We start from the raw sequence: 20114 nt of genomic DNA on the forward strand, positions 1-20114 counted from the left end.
CATGACGCTGAACCGCCGCAGTTTCCTCGGAGCCGTACCGATCGCTTCACTGGGCCTGGCGGCGGGCGGCAGCGCCCATGCGCAGTACGGCGCCGCGCCGCCGTCCTCTCCCGCCGCCACCGACAGCGACACCCTGGTCGTGCTGGCCGGCGACGCGCTGCCGCGCAACCTGGCCGGCGAACCGGCGCGCCTGCAGGCGCTGCTCGACAAGCATGCGAAGCCGGGCGACGGCTACCTGCTAGGGGGTGCGGTCGCGGAACTGGAAGCAAGGTTTTCGGCGCTGCTCGGCAAGGAAGACACGGTCTTCATGCCGACCGGCACCCTGGCCAACCACATCGCCCTGCGCCTGCTGTGCGGAGAACACCGGCACGCGCTGGTGCAGCAGGAAAGCCACGTCTACCGCGACGAGTCGAACACCGTCACCACCCTCAGCGGCATCAACCTGGTGCCGCTGGCGCCCGGCAAGGCGGCGCCCACGCTGGAGGAACTCGGCGCCGCGATCGAGCGCGCCGAGCTTGGCCCGTATCCGATCAAGGTCGGCGCGATCGCGCTGGAAAGCCCGGTGCGCCGGGCCCAGGGCGCGACCCTGACGCCGGCGCTGGTGGCCGACATCGCACGGCTGGCGCGCGCCAGGCAGATCCCGCTGCACCTGGACGGCGCCCGCCTGCTGCTCATGAGCGGCATGGAAGGCTTTCGCGTGAAGGACTATTGCGCTCACTTCGACACGGTCTACGTCTCGCTCTACAAATACCTGGGCGCGCCGTTCGGCGGCGTGCTGTCCGGCCCCGGGCCGCTGATGGCAAGGGCGCGCGAGCTGCGCCACCTGTTCGGCGGCACCATCTACCACGGCTGGCAGGCCGCCCTGCCGGCGCTCGACGCGCTGGACGGCGCCGAGGAGCGCTACGCGCGCGTGCGCGCGGCCGGCGAGCGCCTGCTGGCGGCGCTGGAGCGCACGCCGGGATTCAGGGTGAAGCGCATCGACAACGGCAGCAACCTGGCCATGCTGGAGATCGGCCCGGAGCGCCTGGCGGGGCTGGACGAACGCCTGCGGAAGGCGAACGTCCGGCTCAGCAAGCTCAATGAAGGAAAGGTGCAGCTCGGCTTCAACGAGTCGATCCTGCGCCGCGACACGGATTACCTGGCCAGGGCGCTGGCGGGCTGACCCGGCAAGCCAGGCCGCGCTCAGGCCGCGAAGCCGCCGTCGATCAGCAGGGCGGCGCCGGTCCGGGCCGGCTTACGCCGCCTTCGCCTCGCCCGCCTGCCTCCGCTGCAGCACGAAGATCGGCTGCGCCCACTGCACGTCCTTCTTCTTCTTGCTGGTGATGAGGGTCAGGTCCGACGGGTCGTAGACGTCCGTGTTGTGGGTCAGCGGCGTCGTCATCAGGTACTGGGCGTCGGTGTTCTTCAGGAACTCGCCGACCAGCTGGATGTTGCGGATGTCCAGGTGGGCGAAGGGTTCGTCGATGAACACGAAGCCGCCCGAGCCCTCTTCCGACTTGAGCAGGCCAATGAGGAGAACCAGCGACTTCATCACCTGCTGGCCGCCGGACGCCTCGCCGTCGTTCATGCCGATCTGGCCCTTGCCGTCGAACTTGAAGCGCACGTGCAGGCCGGCCTGGGCCAGCTGCAGGTCGTCGTTCTCCAGGCGCACCGGGTCGACCGTGACTTCGATGTTGGCCAGCTCGCCGAGCTCCCTGATGTTCTTCGAGTAGGTCTTGATCGTGTAGCGCAGGCGCTCGATGTAGGCGCCGCGCGCATTGTCGGTGGCCTCGATCGCGCGGTTGTTCTGGTAGCGCCGCTCCTCGGTCTCGTTCTGGCGGTTCGACAGCTGGTCGTTCAGGCGCGCGTACTGGTCGATCACGGTCGGATCGTGTTCCCAGTCGCTGCGCGCCAGCGAGGTGTCGAGCGAGCCCACGCGCAGCTTGACCTGGTGCGTGTTCTGGTGCGCGGCCACCAGTTTCGCGCGGCGTTCCGGCTGGCGCCAGGCCTTCGGCACGTGGCGCCAGTTGCGGCGCAGTTCCAGCAGGGCGCGCGCATGCTCGCTGCGCTGCTCGATCTGGCGGCGGTGGTTCAGGCGCATGCCGGCTTCCGCTTCCGACAGGGCCATGCGGGCGTTCTGCCACACGGTGTCGGCGCGGGTGCGGGTGACGGTGGCGTTCTTGGTCAGCACCTGCAGCTCGCCCAGGCGCGCGCCGACTTCCAGGCGCTCGGCCTTGAGCGGCTCGATGGCGCGCACGGCTTCCTCGAATTCGGCCTGGCGCGCGCTCAGTTCCTTGACCGCGTCGACGCCGGCGATGCGCACGCGCAGGGCCGAGACTTCGGTCGCGAGCTTGCTGATCGCGAGCGTCAGCGTGTCTTCCTGCGCTTCCAGCGCCGGCAGCGATTTCTGGATCGCTTCCAGGCGCTGGGTCTTGCCGGCCGCGCCGAAACGGTAGCGCGACGGCTCGACAAATAATGAGCGCCCGCCGCGCCGTTCGCGGTGATACGCATCCGGCGTGATCCATTCGTCGGCATCGCTCTTGAAGCCGGCATCGACCGATTCGACGCGCTCGATGCGTTCGAGCTGGTCGATCAGCCAGGACGGGGCCTTCGAGCTGAAACGCACGACCGACAGCAGGGTGTCGTCCTTGACCACCGGCGCGCTCACGCAATCCGGCACGATGAAGTGGCGGTAGCGTTCTTTTTCAGCGAGCTTGTAGGCCGCCGGCGCATCCTTGGCGCTTTCCAGCAGCACCACCGAGGCATAGCCGCCCAGCACGCCCTCGACGGCGCCCTGCCATTTCGGGTCGGTCACTTCGACGATATCGGACAGCATCGCGTGCGGGATGCCGGCCTCGTTCAGGGCGCGGCGCATCTGGCGCTGGGCTTCCGGCTCCGGCATCGAGCTCTTGCCCTGCAGGGCCGAGATGGTCGACATCGCCTCGGCGATCCTGGCGCCCAGGTTCTCGCGCTCGGTCTTCTTCTTCGCCAGCTGCGCTTCCTTCGCTTCCAGCTGGGCGCTCACCTCCGCGATGTCGGCGCCGGAATCGGCGGCCAGCTTCTGCAGCCGCTCCTTCTGTTCGAGCAGGCTTTCCAGGGGCTTGAGCTTGCGGTTGACCTCCGTGAGGCGGCCGGCCAGCATGCTGGCTTCCTGCTCCAGCTGGACTTCCTGCTGCTGGGCTTCGGTCAGCGCGCGCTGCTGGGCCGCCAGCGCGTGGCGCTTCTCGGCCAGCAGGCTGTCGGCCTGCACCAGCGGCTTCTTCGCTTCGCGCAGGGCGCGGCTGGTCTGCGCCGCCTTTTCGCGCGCCTCGTGGTATTCGAGGCTGGGCAGCACTTCTTCCACCAGGGCCTGGCGTTCCTTGTTCAGGTCTTCCCACTGGTGATAGTTGGCGACCCGCAGGCGCAGGCCCTCGAGGTTGATGCGCGAGGTTTCGAGTTCGGCCTCGAAGCGCTTCAGCTCCGATTCGGTGTCGCGCTGGTGGCGCTTGGCTTCGTCGTAGGCGTCCAGCACCTCCTTGTCGCCGAATACCTGGAACACCAGGTCCAGCAGCTGGCGCGGCGAGTATTCGCACAGCTTATCGGTCTCGCCCTGCTCCAGCGCCAGCACCTTCGACATCGCCGGCGACAGGCCGGCCGACGCCAGGCGCTTGCGGTAGTTCTCGACGCCGAGCCAGTCGCTGGCCTCGGTCACTTCCTCGATCTCGATATTCCCCGGCCGCATCAGGTACTGGCGCTTCCAGTCGCCGCCGTTCTTCTGCACCTGGCAGAACAGCGTCACTTCGTCGTCGCTGAAAAACCCCGAATGACGGAACGGACGGTTCGACAGCTGGCGTCCGGACGCCTTGTTGTCGACCACCGCGCGGATCCAGGCGCTCTGCTGGCCCGAATGGCGCGCATAGTGCTTGTACGTGCGGCCCATCGAGCAGTCGAGGCCGAACAGGGTGCGCAGCGCGTCGAGCAGCGTGGTCTTGCCGGAGCCGTTCTGGCCGGCGATGGTGATGATCTTGGCGTCGAGCGGGATGTTCTTGATCCGCTGCCAGTAGTCCCAGTGGACCAGCTCGAGAGATTTAATGTGGAACATGCGCTTTACTCCTGGGATTCGGGGGCTGCTTCAGCGGGCGCTTCGACGACGACCGGGTCCGCCGGCGCGGCTTCCGCCGAACCCGCATCGTTGGCCGCCTCGCTGGCCACGCGCCGCACCGCCCGCAGCGGCGCGCGCTTGAACACGTCGGCCAGGGCGCCGTTGATGATGCGCTCCTTCAGCAGGTCGGTGTCCATCAGCAGGTCGAGCAGCGGGCCTTCCAGGATCACGTCGCCGCGGCGTTCGATGAAGCCGAGCTTCGAGAGCAGGCCCAGGTTCATGTCCATGCGGGTCTTCTTGCCCAGCTTGTCGCCGAAGTCGGCCAGCAGCGCGGTATAGGAGATGCCGATCGAGGTGTCCTCGGCGCGCGGGATCGGGTTGTCCTTGTCGAACATGTCCGACTGGTCGACGTCGATCGCCTGGTGGGTTTCCTGGCGCTGGCGCTTGGGCAGGATGATCTGCGCCCACAGCACCACCAGCAGGGCCACGCCGTCGCGGGTCAGGCCGAAATTATTGTTCTGCCAGACATCCTTGGCGCCGAAGATCTTCGGCTCGACGTTGCGGTGCAGGGCCAGCGTGACGTGGTCGGCGTACACGTTGTCGATCAGCTTCAGGCCGGATTCCAGCAGGCGCTTGTCGATCTCGGCGCGGAAGGTGTCGTCGGACAGCGCGCGCTTGACCATCTTGTCGTCGCGGCGCAGGGTCTGGTGCGTGAGCAGCCGCGCAATCAGGATCTGTGCGTCGTCATTCATCTTCTTTACTGTCCAAATCTAAATTCAGGGAGAGGGTCGCGCGCGACATCGCCGCCACGTGCGGGTCGTCCAACGGCACCAGTTCGTCCTCGGAGTCGAAGCGCACCGGCAGGCGCGCCAGTTCGGCGGTCGGGCCCTGCAGGCTGGCTTCGGCGGGGTCGCCCAGCAGCGGCAGCAGCGAGGCGCGGTAGGACGCCACCGCGAAGCTGGCCGGCAGCAGCGAGTCCTGGATCGGCACGCTCCGCGGTGCGCCGTCGAGCATCACCGGGAAGTTGTCCAGGTTGGCAAAGTCGGCCAGGCGCTTGATCCAGTCGTCGAGCTCGGCTTGCATCGCCGGGTTGTCGTTGATGGTCGTCGGCGCGTCTTCGCCGCTCGGCAGGCCGGTCGGGCCGGCGCTCACGACGCGTTCGGTCATCAGCTCGGTCTCGGCGACGTCGATCATTTCGGCCGGCGTGATGAACAGCGGCAGTACCGGGCGCTCGATCGCGCCTTCGGCCAGGCCGGCCAGGTCGTCGTGCGCCAGCAGCCAGCGCTTGATGTCGGTGGTCGACAGGCCGGACTGGCCCAGGTGCACGCGCTGGCGCTCGATCTGGTTCAGGGCGCGCGAGAACATGCCCTGCATGTTCAGCAGCGAGGACTGGGCGCGGCCGATCGCCTGCGCCGCCTTGTGCGTGGCGCTGTCCGCGCGTTCGTCCGAGGTGATCGCGCGCAGGATCTCGGAGCCCTTCTCGACCCAGTCGCAGGCCATGTGCCACTTGGCCTGCGAGGCGCGCAGGCGGAATTCGGAACCCGAGGCGATCGCGTCGCGGAACTCCTCGTGCAGTTCGACCAGGCGGCCCAGCAGGTGCTTGAGCTGGTCGACGGTCACGCCGCCGACGGCCTGGGCGCCGGCCACCTGCGACAGCAGGAAGCCCATCTCGGCCTCGTCTTCCTCCGGGCGGCCGAGCGCCAGCAGGGTGTCGAGCGCGGCCAGCACGTTGCGCGCCAGCGGCGTGATGCGGTACACCGCGGCCGGGTTGTCCCAAGCCAGCAGGCCGTGCGAACGCAGGCGGCCCAGCACCGTCTCCAGGCTTTCCGGGATCAGGTAGGCGAACTTCTGGTTGATGTCGGCGCGCGAAAAGGCCGAGTCGTCGGTGTCTGCCGCCAGTTCGCGCAGCACCAGCAGGCGCACGATCACGCCGTCCTGCGAGCCGTGGAACAGGGCCGTGAAGGCCTGCAGCATGGGCTGGGCGCGCTTGAGGTGATAGACCTGCTCGATCTCGTCCGGCGCCACTCCGTCGTGGAAATGGGCCTGCAACGGATCCAGGACGTCGGCGATCTCGTCTTGCGCTTGGGAATGGAGGTCGGCGGCGGTGGCGCCTGCCAGGTTGTCGATCATCGTAAGGCTTACCAGTTGCCAATTGCTTATGGCGCGCTGCGGTCGTGGCGGCGGGCACGGGGGCGTCAGTATAACAGTTAAGACTCGGCAACTTATAAGAACTCACCAATAAGCAACGGATTAAAGGAGAGCCTTGACTTGCTAATGGAGCAATTTTTTGGATCGCCCTCCTATGATGAACTCAGCCGCGCGCCCCGCCTCTCCCGGCCGCAAGATAATGACCATGATGATATTGATTGAAGGAGGAATGCCATGCAACGAGCACTTGCGAACGCGGCCCTGGCCCTGGCCCTGGCCGTCTGCCTGGCCCCGGCCGCCCAGGCCGCGCCGGGCCAGCCGAAAGAACAGAACGGCGTCACCTATATCAGCGGCGGCGTCGGGATGGACGAGCAGAACGCGATGCGCGCCCTGCGCGCCGACTACAACCTGCAACTCACCTTCGCCACCAAGCAGACCGGCGCCTACCGCTCCGACGTCCAGCTCGACATCGCCGACGCCAAGGGCGGCAATGTGCTGAGCGTGGCGAATACCGGTCCGCTGTTCTACGCCAAGCTGCCGCCGGGCACCTACCGGATCAGCGCCGCGGCCGAGGGCAAGACCTTCAAGCGCACGGTCAGGCTGGGGAATGCGCCGCGGGAGATGGTGCTGCACTGGGAGAACGATTCGCCGGATGATCCGGGGGTGCAGGACTGAATCGCCAACCCGTCGTTCCCGCGCAGGCGGGAACCCAAGTTTGTATGCGTTTCGGCAACTCAAGCAAACTTGGATCCCCGCCTTCGCGGGGACGACGAGGTAAGGCGCGGCAACGACGAGGTAAGGTGCGGGGACGACGAGGTAAGGCGCGGGGACGACGTTTACGCGCACGCAGCCGTTTCTACTTGCGCGTCACCTTCTCGAGCGTCTGCTCGACATAATCCCGGTCATTGTCGACGAACCGCAGCTTGACCGGATACCACTCCAGCGATGGCGCCAGCCAGATGTCGAGGGTCTGGTCCTTCGAGCCGGGCGGCGGTTCGCGCAGCACGTGGACGGTGTCGACCGTGCCGATGGCGGCGCCGGCCTGCACTTTTTCGCGGCCGATCACGTGGAAGGTCCAGGGGTCGGCGTCGCGCGGGCCGACCACGAAGAAATCCCATTCCGAGCCCGGCTTGAACTTGTCCCTGGCCGCGCGCGCCACCCCGACCAGCTGCCACGAGATCGACACCCGGTCCTGCTCGCCGCCCTTGATCGGGTAGCTCTTGTTGCCGTCGCTGAAGCTGATGGTCCTGGCCTCGCGGTCGAAGCTGGCCGTGACCGGATCCTTGCGGAAGCGCTTGTCGTAGTACTCGCTCGGGGCCAGGCCGTAGCTGTCGATCGTGCCCTGGCTGCGGTTTTCGGTCAGCTTGCCCAGCAGGGCCACGCGCGAATCGGTATTGATCGTGTACTTGCCCTCGCCCTGGCGCCAGCTCAGGGTGGCGTCGCCGCTCAGGGTGAAGCCGCGCTGGCGCGCGCTGATCGAGTACAGCAGGTCGACCGAGGGCGGCAGGTTGAAGGGGCGCTGGTGCACCGGGTGCTCGTCCGCCGCGCCAGCGTCATTCACCGTCATCGTCGCCGCCAGCAGTATGCCCGTACCGGCAAGACCGGCCAGTTTCCACATCTTGTTCATGTCAGCTTCCTGAATTCTTCATCACGATATTGTTCACGGTCTGGGTCGTCACCGCCCCGCTCGCTTCCAGGTTACGGATCTGTACCGGAACCCAGCCGTAGTTGGGCGCCAGCCACACGTCCAGGCGCGAGTTGTACGAGCCCGGCTTGGGCGGACGCGCCAGGTGCCAAGTGGCCATCCTGCCCATGCCCGTGTCCAGTTCTTCCTGGCCCAGCACCACAAAGCTGAAAACGCTGGCATCGCGGTCTTCGCCGACAAGGATGTCGATATTTCCCGACAATTGCTGCGGATCGCCGCGCGCAATCGCCGTCAACTGCAGCGGCACGCTGGCCTTGTCCTGGGCGCCCCACACCAGCGGATAGGTCGCCGCCGACGCCGAAAAACTGAGCCTGCCGTCCTTGCGGTTGAAGTGGGTGGCCGTCATCGACCGGCCGCGCCGCTTTTCCGTCATCAGGGTCGGCATGAAGCCTTCCTCGCCGACCGCGCCCTCGCTGGTCAGGGTCAGCAGGTTCACCTTCGCGAACACGATCGTGATGCCGGTTTCGATGCGGATCTGGTACGACGTCGGCGTGATCGTCCACGAAAACGAGGTATTGCCGCTCCAGCGCGTACCGTTGGCGTCGGTACGCGCGACGTCGAGCGTCATCTCGGCCGGCGGCGGCAGGTCGGTCTTGTAGTGGCGCGCCTCGGGCGCTGGCCTGGCCGGCGCCGGCTCGGCGGCCTGCTGCGCCGGTGCCCCGGCCTGGGGCGATTGTACGTCGGCGGCGACGACGGCGGCGCGCCCCTGCCCGGCAGCATCGGGAACCTGCGCCGCAGCCGGCGCTTCAGCGGGCGCGCCGTCGGCGGCCCCGGCGGGCGGCGCCCCGCTGTCGTCCTGCGCCACCTCCACCGGTTCGGGCGGCAACCGCGGCAGCGGCGGGACCTCGAGCGCGGGCTGCGGCGGCGCTGCCTGTACTTGCGGCGGCGGGTCGGGCCGCACCTCGACCAGCTCCGCCGTCACCGGCGGCGCCTGGCGCCGCAGCGCATCCTCGCGCGGCCGCCCGACCTGGCCGCTGAACCAGTCCAGGACCAGCAGGTGCAGCAGGACCGTGGCCGTTCCCAGCACGATTTTCCGGCGGCGGCGGTGCGAAGCGATAGCAAGGCTCATCCGCGTAGTGTAACTTCTATGAGCGCCCCCGGTTATCTGCTACGCTAAGCGGGACCTGTAACGGGAGAACACCACCATGATGAAACCATCTGCAGCGAACATGCCCGGGATGACGGATACGCTGGACTTCGTCAAGAACCTGTGGGGTTCGATGAACCTTCCCGGCACGAACATGTCGGGCATGAGCGCGCCGCCGCTCTCGGCCGAGGACCTCGACAAGCGCATCGCCGACCTCAAAGCGGTCGAGTCCTGGCTCAACATGAACATCACCATGCTGCGCGGGACCATCCAGACCATGGAAGTGCAGCGCGCCACCCTCGCCAACCTGAAGTCGATGGGCGCCTCGATGGCCGAGGCGATGCGCCAGTCGGGCGTGAGCGCCGACAAGATGGCGGGGATGCCCTTCGCCTCCTTCTTCGGCCAGCCGGCGGCGGGAGCGGAGCCCGGCGGCGGTGGCGGCGCTACGGCCCAGCCTGGCACGGCGACGCCGGCACAGGACCAGGCAGGCGCGGCGGCGGGCATGCCGGCCGCGCTGGCCTGGTGGAATATGCTTCAGGAACAGTTCACGCAAGCAGTCGCGACGGCCTTGACGCCGGCCGATGGGGCGGCCAAGGCCGATCCGCAGGGCGACGGGCAAGCCGCGGCGCCGAAAGCCGGTGCGGCGGAGCCGGCACCGGACGCTGCGCCGAACGGCAATGGCCGGGCGCGTGGCGGAAAACCGAAAGCCGATAAAACGTAGGGTGGGGCAAATCAGTCCGGGGGACTGATTTGCGTGCCCACGCAGGGCGCCAACGTAATGCGAACGTCACGCGTGGGCACCGTGATTGATGCCCCCGGCATCAATCACACCCTACAGCTGCGCCAGCTGCTCGATCAGCTGCGCAAACCGCTGCTGTCCTGGCAGCAGGCGGTCGACGTGGTGCAGCACTTCACGGGCCTCGGCATGCAAGCGCTCATCGTGGCCGTGCTGCTGCATGTGCGACACCATGATCTGGGCCGCGTTGAACAGGATGCGCTGGTTGTTCGGCAGCGCCTGGCGCGCATTGCGCATCCACTCCACCGCCTCGGCCAGCTTGCCGGTCTTCCACAGCAGCACGCCCTGGTTCATCAGGTCCGACGCTTGCTTCTTCGAGGCCCGGATCAGGTCCTGGCCCTCCTCTGTCAAACGCGCCTTGTCGAAGATCGCCTGCACCTCGTCCAGCAGCAGCGGATTGTCGTGGTTGTTGCGGATCACGTAGCACAGCAGCTCGACCGGCGCCTCCTTCACGCCCACCGCGAACAGCAGGGTCGCCAGTTCCAGGCAGGTGGCGGTGTCCGGCCGCGCCACGCTCAGCTTCAGCATGTCTTCGAGCTCGTCGCCGGCCTTGCGCGCGCGGCGGTAGTCGCCGCTCTCGTGGTAGACCAGGCCCTCGGTGATCTTGGCGCGCAGCGCCATGTCCGGGTGCTCGCCGCCGAACTCGCGCTGGGCCGCCGCCAGCAGCTGCAGCGCCTCTTTCGGGTCGTTCTTCTGGCCGCACACGCGCGCCAGCCCGAGATACGCGTCGGCCGTCTTCATGATCGAGTACTCGCCGATCGCGATGCATTTGCGGAAGGCTTTCTCGGCCATCTGCACGTTCCCCAGCTTCAGCGCGATATGCCCCAGGCTGCGCTGGCGCGGCACGGAGTTCGGCGACAGCTTCGCGGCGCGCTCCAGGATCGCGCAGGCTTCCTCGAACCTGCCCATGTTCTGGTAGGCGCTAGCGAGCTGGTCGTAGGCGTCGATGTAGTAGCGGTTTTCCGCGATCACGCCCTGGAAGATCTGGCGCGCCTGTTCGAACTCGCCGTTGGCCATGCGGATCTTCGCCAGGCCGGTGCGCGCCCACTGGTATTCGCGCTGTTCCAGCACCTGCTCGTAGACCTCGCGCGCGCGCGACGGCTGGCCGCTCTTCTCCATCAGCCGCGCCTTCATGCGCAGCAGGTCGAGCTCATGGACACGGTTGGCCTCGATCTGTTCGTCGCACAGCCTGGCCGCGCGCAGGTAATCCTTTTCGGCACAGGCCTGGTCGATCGTACGGAATACCTGCTTCCTGTGCCACACGCGGTTCAGGCGCGTCAGCAGCACGCCTTCGGTAATCGGCTTGATCAGGTAGGCGTCCGGCTGGTGCTCGGCGGCGCCCATCACCGATTCCACGCTCTTCTCGGCCGACACCATCAGCCACACGGTGCTGGGGTTGATCAGGTTGCGTACGCGCGCCTCCTCCAGCACCTGCTGGCCGTTCTTGCCCTCGCCGAGGTTGTAATCGCACAGCACCACGTCGTAGCGGATGCGCCCGAGCAGTCCCATCGCCTCGCCGCCGCTCGACGCCTGGTCGATGTTCCTGGCGCCCAGGCTCCTCAGGCTTTCGCGCAGCAGCTGGCGCACGCCGACGAAATCGTCGACGATCAGGTAGTTCTTGCCGGCCCAGTCGTCCTGGTCGGCCGCGACGGGGCCGGCAGCGGCGCTGGCGGCCGGACTGGCCGGGCTGGCGACGCTCATGGCAGGCGCAGGATGAAGCAGCCGCCGCCGTACGCGCCGCCGTTCTCCAGGCGCAGGCTGCCGCTGCGGCCGCGGTGGCGGTGCATCTTCGCGACTTCGCTGGAAAAATACAGGCCCAGGCCGGCGCTGTTGGTCAGGAAGTTGACCCCGCCCGCCACTTCGCGCGTGGCGATCGCGCCTGCCTTCAGCAGGGCCGGCGGGTAGCCGGGGCCGTTGTCCTCGACGCGCAGCTCGAGCCAGCCGCCGGCCTCGCGGATCGCCAGGCGCACGGTGTCGCAGGTGTAATGGATGGCGTTGTTGATCGCATGCGACAGTACGCCGACGACCAGGTCTTCGTCGAAGTGCCAGATCAGGTGCGGGTCATAGTCCAGTTCGAGCCGGATGCCGCGCGACTTGAGCAGCACGCGCCCGATCGCCACCACCTGGTCGACCAGCTGGCCCAGCTCGAGCGGCTGGACGTCGAAGGGATACTCGGGCTTGCCGACCTGCTTGTACAGGGCCAGCAACTGCATCAGGTTGTCGTTCAGGCGCTTGGTCTGGTACAGCATGTGCGCCATCTGCGGATAGGCCGACTCCGTTTTTGGAGAAGCGTCGACCAGCAGGCGCTCCAGCGTGCCGGACAGGACGCTGATCGAGTTCTTCATGTCGTGCGCGGTCGATGCGAGAAACAGGAACAGGTCGTGGGTATGCGCGGGGTTCTGCAGGTCTGCCAGGGGGTCGTCCATCTCAACCTTTCAATAGTGAAATGTTGCCGGACGCCAATTATACCTTTAGTCGGTAAAATTTCTTACAGGAAATCAAATATCCCCGGCCTGCGGAGTGCGGCTGGTGCGGCGCGCGCGCAACACGAAGCGGGCCGGATCGAGGGCGTCGACCAGCGAGGATTCCAGCGGCAGCGGCTCGCCCTCGAGCTGGGCGGCGAGCAGCTCGGCGGCCCAGCCGGCCCAGATCAGGCCGCGCGAGGCATAGCCCAGCAGCGCGTACAGGCCGGGATGGCGCGGCACGTCGCGCAGGCGCTCGGTGTCGCCGGCGGCCTCGAAATCCGGCAGGCGGCCCACCAGCGGCAGGCGGTCCGGGGCGATGCAGCGGAAGCCGACCCTGCCCTGCAGCGGCGCGCCCTGCGCGGCGTTCGGGTCGGACAGCAGGCCGCGCAGGCGCTGCAGGTTTTCCTCATGGCTGGCGGGCGACAGCTCGGGATTATCGTCGAGGTCGTAGGTGGCGCCGGCGCTGGCCACGCCGTGCGAGGGCGGGGTCAGGTAGGCTTCGCGGCACAGCACCACCGGCAGCTGCGGCAGCATCTCCGCCGGCAGGTGGCTGACCTGGCCGCGCATCGCCGTGAGCGGCAGCGGCGCGGCGTGCGGGACGTGCATGGCGCCGGCGCCGTTGGCCAGGATCAGGATGGGCGCGCGCGCCACCAGCACGCCCTGTTCGTCGCTGAGCTCCCAGTGCTCGTCCCGGTAGCCGATGCGCACGCTGCCGACGCCGAAGCGCTGCTGCAGGCGCCCGCCGCAGGCCGCCAGCATGGCCTCGCACACGCTGCCGGGACGGGCCCAGCCACCCTGGCGGAACAGCCAGCCGCCATCCGGCGCGGGCAGGCCCAGCAGGGCTTCGGCCTGCGGCCGTTCGAGCCATTCGGCAAAGTCGGGGGGCAGCGCGCCGCTCGCCGCGATCGCGCGCTGCACCTCGGCGTGGCCGGGGTCGCGCGCCAGTTGCAGGACGCCGCAGGCTTCGCCTTCGATGGCGCGGCCGGGGCCGATGCCGCCCAGGCGCTCCCAGTGGCGCAGCGCGTACAGGTAGGCGGCGCGGGTCAGGCGGGTCGGGATGTTGTCGTCGCGCGAGACCAGCGGCATGAAGATGCCGGCGCGGTTGCCGGACGCCTCCATGGCCGGCCGCTCGTGGCGTTCGACCAGGGTCACGTCCCAGCCGCGTGCACACAGGCGCTCGCAGGCCGCGGAACCGGCGATGCCGGCGCCGAGCACGATGGCGCGCCGCTCCGGCGCCGGCGGCACGGGCTTTTGCGGCTTGCGGCTGGCGAAGCGCGCCTTTTGTTTATCGGGTTCCGGGCAGGGTTCGAAGACGAAGCCGAAGGACTCCAGCGCCGCCACCTGGTCCGGCGTCAGGCCCTGGCCGGTCAGCCGGGCCTGGGGCGCGGCCACGCGCGCCAGCGCACGCGCGAAGCCGGCGCCGGCATCGTCCAGTCCGTGCAGGCGGAACATGTCGACGCGCGCGCTCAGCTGGCCGAGGGCATCTTCGAGCGGCGCGTTGATCAGGTCCAGGGTCAGGCCGGGCTCGGCCTGCGGAATGCGATGGAAACCCGGCAAAGGACAGTCCGGCTGTCCGTGCGCGCACAGGGCGATCACGTGCAGGTGCGGCGAGCGGTGCGGATCGGTGCGCCAGACGTCGGCCAGCACCTTGAACGCCGCGCCGTCGCCATAGTCGGTGTCGAAGACGGTATAGCGCGCCTGGGTACACCATGCGCCGTGGTAGTCCATGATCAGGTCCCGTATGCGTCCCGCGGTTGCGTGCGCTGGCGGCACAGGCAGCCGCGGTCGTGGTCGTCCACCATGCCGATCCCCTGCATGTAGGCGTACACGATGGTCGAGCCGACGAACTTGAAGCCGCGCTTGCCGAGGTCCTTCGAGATCCGGTCGGACAGCTCGGTACGCGCCGGGCGGGCGCCATCCGGCCAGTCGTTGACGATCGGCTGGTGGCCGACGAAGGACCACAGGTAGCGGTCCAGCGTCAGCCCCTCCTCGCGCAGGCGCAGGTAAGCCCGGGCATTGTTGATGGCCGCCGCAACCTTCAGGCGGTTGCGCACGATGCCGGGATTGGCCAGCAGCTCGGCCACCTTGGCGTCGTCGTAGCGCGCGATCTTTTCCGCATCCCAGCCGTCGAAGGCGGCGCGGTAGGAGTCGCGCTTGTTCAGGATCGTCTCCCACGACAGCCCGGCCTGCGCCCCTTCGAGGTTCAGCATCTCGAACAGCGTGGTCTCGTCATGGCAGGGCACGCCCCACTCATGGTCGTGATAGGCGATGTAGCGCGGATTGGCCATATTGGCCCAGGTGCAGCGGGTGGCGTTCATGCTCACAGTATAAACCTCGATCCTGCGTGTCTCATAATGTCTACATTGAAACAAAAATTTCTTGGAAAAATGTAGATTTACCAAGTGCAACGCTATAGCCTGTAGGATATCTCCTACTTTCGGCTTTTTCTCGGCGTGGAAATCCGCAGAACCTATCTTCGGCGAAGCATGAAACGGGCACGGCTGCAAAAGCGCATGGCCGTGGCGACCATGCTCGCCGTCGCGGGCTGCGCGGCGTTCATGATGCAACAGCAGGCGCATCGCCCGGGCTCGCCTGCCATGGCGGCCACCGCGGCTGCCGCGCCGGCGCCGGCGCTGCTGCCCGTTGCCGCCGAGGCTGCCCCTGCGGCGGTGCGCCGCGTCTATCCGTATTCGATCGTGCCCGGCGGCGTCACCGACCGCATCGAACTGGCCCGCGCCGTCATGAGCGACGAAGTGGTGGCCGCGCATTACGCCGGGTTCGCGCTGGACAAGGCGAGCCTGCGCACGGTCACCAGGGCACGCGCCGTGTACGTCTCGTACCGCAAGGGAGACCAGGTGTACTGGACCGCGCGGAAGGTGATGCTGGCCGAGGGAGAAGGCGTGCTGTCCGACGGCCGGAACGAGATCCGCGCGCGCTGCGGCAACCGCATTTCCGACACGCCCCAGCTGCCGGTCGAGGCCAACGGTCTTGACGAGCGCGAGCTCGACATCCCGGTCGGGCAGGTCGAGGATGGCGGCGACGGCGCAGTGCGCACGGTCGCCTTCGGCATCGACGCACAGGATGGCGGCGGCCAGCCCTTCGTGCTGTCGCCCATCCCGAACGGCGCGGGCCTGCTGGCCGCTACCCAGGCCCGGGCCGGCTTCGGCCAGGTCAGCCTCGACAGCCTGCTCGCCAGCGACCGCAACATGGCCTCGCTCCCCGTCCTGTGGAGCCCGGCCGGCGACGTGGGCCAGCGGACGACGACCGGCGAACCGGCGACCGGCAATGGCAGCAGCAGCGGCAGCACCAGCGACACGGCGGCGGGCGGCCCCGGCGGCGGCACCGGCGACGGCTCCGGCGGCAAGCCCACCGGCGGCGACTCCGGCAAGCCGCCGTCAACGCCAACGACGCCGGGCCCGGGCGCCAATCCCCTCCCCGCCGGCACCAGCCCGGCCAAGGGCCACGAGCTGCCCGAACCGGGCGCCTTGTGGCTGACCGGCGTGGCCGCCGCCGCCCTGCTGCTGCAGCGCCGCCTGCGCTCGCGCCGGCCGCGCTGAACGGCGCGTCAGGCGCAGCCGCCGACGAGCGACAAGGCCAGTCCGGCCCAGCCGATCGCCACCAGGGCCAGCACGGCCAGCACCGCCCCCACCCGCTCCGCCAGCCCGGCCTCGCGGTCCAGCAGCGCGCCGCGCCGGCGCCAGGCCATCAGCGCGCATGCCGCCAGCGCCACCGCCGTCACCGCGCCCAGCAGCACGCGGTCCGGCCCGCCGGGACGCAGCCCGCCCGGCGTGCACTGGGCCGCCGCCAGCCCGTAGCTGAAGGCGAAGTGCGCGATCCAGACCAGCAGCGGCAGCGTGGCCTGCAGCACGCGGCGCCAGAACCCTTCCTTGTGCGATCGGGAGCGGGTGTCCATGCTCACTCCATCAGCAGCGGCATCAAGCGCACCACCGCCACCGCCACGATCCCCTGCAGCGTCGTGTAGTGCCAGACCAGGGCGATGTTGTCGAGCGTCGCGCGGCTGCGCGGACCCAGGCGGCCGCGCCAGGCGCGCAGCGCGAGATAGGGCGCCAGCACCAGCAGCAGGAGGATGTGCAGGCCCTGGTAGCTGGCCAGCGCCGCGACCGCCGCGCCCCAGGCGCTGGCGGCCGGGTCGAGGCCGGCGCGCCAGCCGTCAAGATCGAGCGCCAGCGACGCCAGCGCGCAGCCGAGCGCCGCCAGCACCAGCCAGGGCAGGCGCCGCTTGCCGAGCCCCCGTCGCGCCAGCCACACCAGCACCGAGCCGAGCGCCAGCAGGCCGCAGGACGCCAGCGCCGGTGCGAGCGGCGGCAGGCTGGCGCCCGGCGGCGGGCACACCTGCAGCCGCATCGAGACGTGGATGTAGGCGAAGGCGAAGGAGGCGAAGATGCTGGCATCGACCACCAGCATGATGATGGTGGCCCACCAGGAGTGCGAGGCGAGCCCGGTCGCGCCCACCGGCAGGTGCAGTTCGGCGCCGACCTGCACCGCCTCGTGCGGCGGCGGGGAATCCGATCCCCACATCCAGCCCAGCACCGCGCCGACCGCGACCGCGCCGCTGATCCAGGCCAGCATGTACAGCTTGACGGTCAGCAGCAGGAAGAAGGCGGAGGTGCCGAAGGCGGCCAGCACCGGCAGCCAGCTGTCGCCCGGCAGCACCAGCAGGTAGCGCGGTATTCCCGCGACCGGGCTGGTGGCGATGGTCTCGCGCCGGCCCGTGGCCGTGTGCGGCAGGTAGTGCATGCCCTCCTCCACTTCGCGCGCCAGTTCCGGCGTGTCCCACAGCGGATGGTGCGAATCGACGTGCGCGATGCTGCGGTTGCCGTAGTCCTCGGACGGCAGCCATTCCAGGGTGGCGGCGTTCCACGGGTTGCCGACCGCGCGTTCCGGCCGGCGCAGGGTGCGGAACACGTCGACGGCGAATAGCGCCACCCCCAGCGCGAACAGGAAGGCGCCGACGGTCGACACCATGTTCAAGCCGTTCCAGCCCAGTTCCGGCGCATAGGTGTAGACGCGGCGCGGCATGCCCAGCAGGCCGGTGATGTGCATCGGGAAGAAGGCAACGTTGAAGCCCACGAACATCAGCCCGAACACCCAGCGCGCCAGCGTTTCCGACATGCGGTTGCCGTTCACCAGCGGCAGCCAGTAATAGATCGCGGCGAACACCGGGAACACCATCCCGCCGATCAGCACGTAGTGGAAGTGGGCGACGATGAAGTAAGTGTCGTGCACCTGCCAGTCGAAGGGGATCACCGCGACCATCACGCCGGTCAGGCCGCCCAGCACGAAGATGAACATGAAGCCGAGCAGGAACAGGGTCGGCGCGTCGTACCGCACCTTGCCCTTCCACAGGGTGGCGATCCAGCCGAACACCTGGATCGCGGTCGGCACCGCCACCGCCATGCTGGCGGCGGAGACGAAGCTCATCTCCAGCACGCCCAGGCCGGCGGTGAACATGTGGTGGGCCCACAGGCCGAAGCTGAACACCCCGACGCCCAGCAGCGCCGCGATGATCGCGCGCCGTCCGACCAGCGGGGTGCCGGCGATGGTCGGGATCATGGTCGAGACCATGCCGGCCGCGGGCAGGAAGATGATGTAGACCTCGGGGTGGCCGAAGAACCAGAACAGGTGCTGCCACAGCAGCGGATCGCCGCCGCGTTCGGCGACGAAGAAGGGCCAGTCGAAGGCGCGTTCCAGTTCCAGCAGCGCGGTGCCGGCGATCACGGCCGGGAAGGCGAACACGATCATCAGGCCCACCACCAGCATCGCCCAGGCATATACCGGCATGCGCCCCAGCGTCATGCCCGGCGCGCGCGTAAACAGGATGCCGACGATCAGTTCGATCGCGCCGGCGATGGCCGAGATCTCGATGAAGCCGATCCCCAGCAGCCAGAAGTCGGCGTTCAGTCCCGGCGAGTACTTCATGCCGGTCAGCGGCGGGTACATGAACCAGCCCCCATCCGGCGCCAGGCCCACGAACAGGGTGCAGAAGAAGGCCAGGCCGCCGAAGGCATAGGCCCAGTAGGCGTAGGCGGACAGGCGCGGGAACGGCAGGTCGCGCGCGCCCAGCATGTTCGGCAGCAGGTAGACGCCGATCGCCTCGACCACCGGAATCGCGAACAGGAACATCATCACCGTGCCGTGCATGGTGAAGACCTGGTTGTAGGTGTCGGCGCCCAGGAAGGTGTTGGACGGCACCGCCAGCTGCACGCGCATCAGGAGGGCCAGCACCCCGGCCAGCACGAAGAACAGCAGCGCCGTGCCGATGTACAGCAGGCCGATGCTGGTGTTGTTCACCGCCGAGAAGAAGCGCCAGCCGCGCGGCGTGCGCCAGACCTCTTCCAGCAGTTCCAGTTCGCCGTCCGGGCGCGGCGCGGGATTCGGCGGCACCTTCATCGCAGCTGCTCCAGGTAGGCGGCGAGCGCGTTCAGCGATTCGCCGTCGATGCCGGAGGCGGCCGGCATGAACACGCCGGGCTTGAGCGCCTGCGGGTCGGCGATCCAGCCGGCCAGCGCGCCGCGGTGGTTGCGCAGCAGGCCGGCGCCGATCTGCAGGCGGCTGCCGACGTGGGTCAGGTCCGGCCCCAGGTTGCCGCTGGCGGCGACGCCGCGGATCGTGTGGCAGGACTGGCAGCGCTGCTCGAGGAAGACGGCGCGCCCGCGTTCCGGCAGCGCCGCCGTGGGCGCCTGCGCGGGCCTGGCCTGCCGGGCCAGCCAGGCCTCGAATTCGGCCGGCGCCAGCGCCACCACGTGCAGCGCCATGTGCGCATGCTGGGCGCCGCAGTACTCGGCGCACTGGCCGCGGTAGACGCCCGGCTTCTCGGCGCGCAGGGTCAGGCCGGTGACGCGGCCCGGGATCATGTCGCGCTTGCCCGCCAGCGCCGGCACCCACAGGCTGTGGATCACGTCGGCCGCATTCAGGCCCAGGTAGACCGTGCGCCCGGCCGGGATGCGGATCTCGTTGGCGGTGGCGATCTCGCGCCCGCTGGCCGGGTCGCGATAACGGACCTCCCACCACCACATCCTGGCGGTCACGGAGATCGCCAGTGCGTTGCCGGAGGCTTGCGGCACCAGCCGGGCGCTGCGCCAGGTGCTCCAGCCGAGCAGGATGGTGAGCAGGACCACCGGAAGGGCCACGCCGGCGCCGGCGATCCACAGGCCGGGACGCAGCGGCTGCGCATGGCGGCGCAGGCTGAGCACGAGCAGGGCCATCACGGCCAGGAAGATCAGGGCGCCGGCGCCGAACAGCACCCAGGCGAACTGCCCGATGACCTCGGCGTCGGCGCCGGCCGGGTGCAGCACCGATTGCAGCGGTTCGCTCATGCGCGTGCTCATTCGAGCGTATACAGGAAGGCGGCCATGTGGCGCGCCTCCTGCTCCGTCAGGCCCAGCTTCGGCATCGCGGTGCCGGGCTTCATGGCCGGCGGATCGATCAGCCAGGCGGTGAGCCGGGCCGGCTGGTTGGGAATGCCGTTCGCGATATAGCTGAGACGCCCGAAGTGTTCCAGCGGCGGCCCGGCATCGCCGCCCGCGCCCGGCACCTCGGGAATCGCATGGCAGGCGCCGCACTGGTACTGGGTCACCAGGCGCTTGCCGGTTGCGGCGTCGCCGCCCGTCGCCAGGGTTGCCGCGCCATCCTCGCCGCAGGCGGCCAGCAGCGCCAGGCACAGCACGGCCGCGACGCGCCGCAGCCAGGCGCACGGTTGGCAGGGATGGTACGGCATCGGCATCACTGGGTCGGAGCTCGCACGGTTGGATTCACTCATCGGGCCGCTTTGGGAGACGGCTTTTATAATACCGGAATCGATAGCATTTTTTTAACACGATACGATTTGCCAA

17 protein-coding genes are annotated in these 20114 nt (G+C 68.8%); 4 read left to right on the forward strand and 13 right to left on the reverse strand.

Going from position 1 to position 20114, the window contains the following annotated elements; all coding sequences use genetic code 11:
* Position 1: 1 nt before the first annotated feature.
* Entirely contained in the window at positions 2–1162 is a 1161-nt protein-coding gene (locus tag AC3A6M_RS12285) for a threonine aldolase family protein (protein ID WP_487853011.1), read from the forward strand.
* A gap of 72 nt (positions 1163–1234) precedes the next feature.
* Here AC3A6M_RS12285 and AC3A6M_RS12290 read toward each other — a convergent pair whose 3' ends face one another.
* From AC3A6M_RS12290 to AC3A6M_RS12300, 3 genes are read right to left on the reverse strand one after another with little or no spacing between them, the layout of a single operon-like run.
* Complete coding sequence (locus AC3A6M_RS12290; protein WP_487853012.1) at positions 1235–4060, reverse strand: ATP-binding protein; 2826 nt, start codon at positions 4058–4060, stop codon at positions 1235–1237.
* Between the two features lie 5 nt (positions 4061–4065).
* Positions 4066–4812 carry a hypothetical protein gene (locus tag AC3A6M_RS12295; protein WP_487853013.1) on the reverse strand — a complete coding sequence of 249 codons (747 nt, stop codon included), beginning with the start codon at positions 4810–4812 and terminating at the stop codon, positions 4066–4068.
* The gene (locus AC3A6M_RS12300; RefSeq protein WP_487853014.1) at positions 4805–6190 is read right to left on the reverse strand and encodes a hypothetical protein; all 1386 of its coding nucleotides are present in this window, start codon (positions 6188–6190) and stop codon (positions 4805–4807) included. Before AC3A6M_RS12300 ends, AC3A6M_RS12295 begins: the two co-directional genes overlap by 8 nt.
* 252 nt (positions 6191–6442) lie before the next feature.
* On the opposite strand from AC3A6M_RS12300, the gene AC3A6M_RS12305 reads away from it, so the two are divergent.
* The gene (locus tag AC3A6M_RS12305) at positions 6443–6883 is read left to right on the forward strand and encodes a hypothetical protein (protein WP_487853015.1); all 441 of its coding nucleotides are present in this window, start codon (positions 6443–6445) and stop codon (positions 6881–6883) included.
* 181 nt (positions 6884–7064) lie between these two features.
* Here the strand turns inward: AC3A6M_RS12305 and AC3A6M_RS12310 are convergent, their stop codons facing one another.
* Positions 7065–7835, reverse strand: coding sequence for a DUF3108 domain-containing protein (locus tag AC3A6M_RS12310; protein ID WP_487853016.1), 771 nt, complete (start codon positions 7833–7835; stop codon positions 7065–7067).
* A gap of 1 nt (position 7836) precedes the next feature.
* Positions 7837–8982 (reverse strand): DUF3108 domain-containing protein, encoded by a 1146-nt coding sequence (locus tag AC3A6M_RS12315; RefSeq protein WP_487853017.1) that lies wholly within the window; start codon positions 8980–8982, stop codon positions 7837–7839.
* Between the two features lie 76 nt (positions 8983–9058).
* On the opposite strand from AC3A6M_RS12315, the gene AC3A6M_RS12320 reads away from it, so the two are divergent.
* Positions 9059–9721: a PhaM family polyhydroxyalkanoate granule multifunctional regulatory protein gene (locus AC3A6M_RS12320; RefSeq protein WP_487853018.1), complete on the forward strand. Its 663-nt coding sequence runs from the start codon at positions 9059–9061 to the stop codon at positions 9719–9721.
* Positions 9722–9832: 111 nt separating this feature from the next.
* On the opposite strand, the gene AC3A6M_RS12325 is transcribed toward AC3A6M_RS12320, so the two are convergent.
* From AC3A6M_RS12325 to AC3A6M_RS12340, 4 genes are all read right to left on the reverse strand, one after another.
* Positions 9833–11497, reverse strand: coding sequence for a tetratricopeptide repeat protein (locus tag AC3A6M_RS12325; RefSeq protein ID WP_487853019.1), 1665 nt, complete (start codon positions 11495–11497; stop codon positions 9833–9835).
* A complete protein-coding gene (locus AC3A6M_RS12330; RefSeq protein WP_487853020.1) occupies positions 11494–12222 on the reverse strand; it encodes a sensor histidine kinase in 729 nt (242 codons plus the stop codon). Before AC3A6M_RS12330 ends, AC3A6M_RS12325 begins: the two co-directional genes overlap by 4 nt.
* 72 nt (positions 12223–12294) lie before the next feature.
* Positions 12295–13989: an FAD-dependent 5-carboxymethylaminomethyl-2-thiouridine(34) oxidoreductase MnmC1 gene (gene mnmC1, locus AC3A6M_RS12335; RefSeq protein WP_487853021.1), complete on the reverse strand. Its 1695-nt coding sequence runs from the start codon at positions 13987–13989 to the stop codon at positions 12295–12297.
* Between the two features lie 2 nt (positions 13990–13991).
* Positions 13992–14579 carry a DNA-3-methyladenine glycosylase I gene (locus AC3A6M_RS12340; RefSeq protein ID WP_487853022.1) on the reverse strand — a complete coding sequence of 196 codons (588 nt, stop codon included), beginning with the start codon at positions 14577–14579 and terminating at the stop codon, positions 13992–13994.
* A 168-nt stretch (positions 14580–14747) separates the two neighbouring features.
* On the opposite strand from AC3A6M_RS12340, the gene AC3A6M_RS12345 reads away from it, so the two are divergent.
* Positions 14748–15818: a hypothetical protein gene (locus AC3A6M_RS12345; RefSeq protein WP_487853023.1), complete on the forward strand. Its 1071-nt coding sequence runs from the start codon at positions 14748–14750 to the stop codon at positions 15816–15818.
* An 8-nt stretch (positions 15819–15826) separates the two neighbouring features.
* On the opposite strand, the gene AC3A6M_RS12350 is transcribed toward AC3A6M_RS12345, so the two are convergent.
* The 4 genes from AC3A6M_RS12350 to AC3A6M_RS12365 are packed head-to-tail and all read right to left on the reverse strand — an operon-like array spanning position 15827 to position 20005.
* Positions 15827–16174 (reverse strand): hypothetical protein, encoded by a 348-nt coding sequence (locus tag AC3A6M_RS12350; RefSeq protein ID WP_487853024.1) that lies wholly within the window; start codon positions 16172–16174, stop codon positions 15827–15829.
* A 2-nt stretch (positions 16175–16176) separates the two neighbouring features.
* Entirely contained in the window at positions 16177–18672 is a 2496-nt protein-coding gene (gene ctaD, locus AC3A6M_RS12355; protein WP_487853025.1) for a cytochrome c oxidase subunit I, read from the reverse strand.
* Entirely contained in the window at positions 18669–19598 is a 930-nt protein-coding gene (locus AC3A6M_RS12360; RefSeq protein WP_487853026.1) for a cytochrome c oxidase subunit II, read from the reverse strand. The genes ctaD and AC3A6M_RS12360 overlap by 4 nt, the downstream gene beginning before the upstream one ends.
* 8 nt (positions 19599–19606) lie before the next feature.
* Positions 19607–20005: a c-type cytochrome gene (locus AC3A6M_RS12365; RefSeq protein ID WP_487853027.1), complete on the reverse strand. Its 399-nt coding sequence runs from the start codon at positions 20003–20005 to the stop codon at positions 19607–19609.
* Positions 20006–20114: the final 109 nt, after the last annotated feature.

This window comes from Telluria sp. Soil_C_11 (assembly GCF_057657395.1).

Coding starts and splice junctions, on each gene's coding strand:
- AC3A6M_RS12285 (WP_487853011.1), top strand. CDS start 2: ATGACGCTGAACCGCCGCAGTTTCCTCGGAGCCGTACCGATCGCTTCA.
- AC3A6M_RS12290 (WP_487853012.1), bottom strand. CDS start 4,060: ATGTTCCACATTAAATCTCTCGAGCTGGTCCACTGGGACTACTGGCAG.
- AC3A6M_RS12295 (WP_487853013.1), bottom strand. CDS start 4,812: ATGAATGACGACGCACAGATCCTGATTGCGCGGCTGCTCACGCACCAG.
- AC3A6M_RS12300 (WP_487853014.1), bottom strand. CDS start 6,190: ATGATCGACAACCTGGCAGGCGCCACCGCCGCCGACCTCCATTCCCAA.
- AC3A6M_RS12305 (WP_487853015.1), top strand. CDS start 6,443: ATGCAACGAGCACTTGCGAACGCGGCCCTGGCCCTGGCCCTGGCCGTC.
- AC3A6M_RS12310 (WP_487853016.1), bottom strand. CDS start 7,835: ATGAACAAGATGTGGAAACTGGCCGGTCTTGCCGGTACGGGCATACTG.
- AC3A6M_RS12315 (WP_487853017.1), bottom strand. CDS start 8,982: ATGAGCCTTGCTATCGCTTCGCACCGCCGCCGCCGGAAAATCGTGCTG.
- AC3A6M_RS12320 (WP_487853018.1), top strand. CDS start 9,059: ATGATGAAACCATCTGCAGCGAACATGCCCGGGATGACGGATACGCTG.
- AC3A6M_RS12325 (WP_487853019.1), bottom strand. CDS start 11,497: ATGAGCGTCGCCAGCCCGGCCAGTCCGGCCGCCAGCGCCGCTGCCGGC.
- AC3A6M_RS12330 (WP_487853020.1), bottom strand. CDS start 12,222: ATGGACGACCCCCTGGCAGACCTGCAGAACCCCGCGCATACCCACGAC.
- mnmC1 (WP_487853021.1), bottom strand. CDS start 13,989: ATGGACTACCACGGCGCATGGTGTACCCAGGCGCGCTATACCGTCTTC.
- AC3A6M_RS12340 (WP_487853022.1), bottom strand. CDS start 14,579: ATGAACGCCACCCGCTGCACCTGGGCCAATATGGCCAATCCGCGCTAC.
- AC3A6M_RS12345 (WP_487853023.1), top strand. CDS start 14,748: ATGAAACGGGCACGGCTGCAAAAGCGCATGGCCGTGGCGACCATGCTC.
- AC3A6M_RS12350 (WP_487853024.1), bottom strand. CDS start 16,174: ATGGACACCCGCTCCCGATCGCACAAGGAAGGGTTCTGGCGCCGCGTG.
- ctaD (WP_487853025.1), bottom strand. CDS start 18,672: ATGAAGGTGCCGCCGAATCCCGCGCCGCGCCCGGACGGCGAACTGGAA.
- AC3A6M_RS12360 (WP_487853026.1), bottom strand. CDS start 19,598: ATGAGCGAACCGCTGCAATCGGTGCTGCACCCGGCCGGCGCCGACGCC.
- AC3A6M_RS12365 (WP_487853027.1), bottom strand. CDS start 20,005: ATGCCGATGCCGTACCATCCCTGCCAACCGTGCGCCTGGCTGCGGCGC.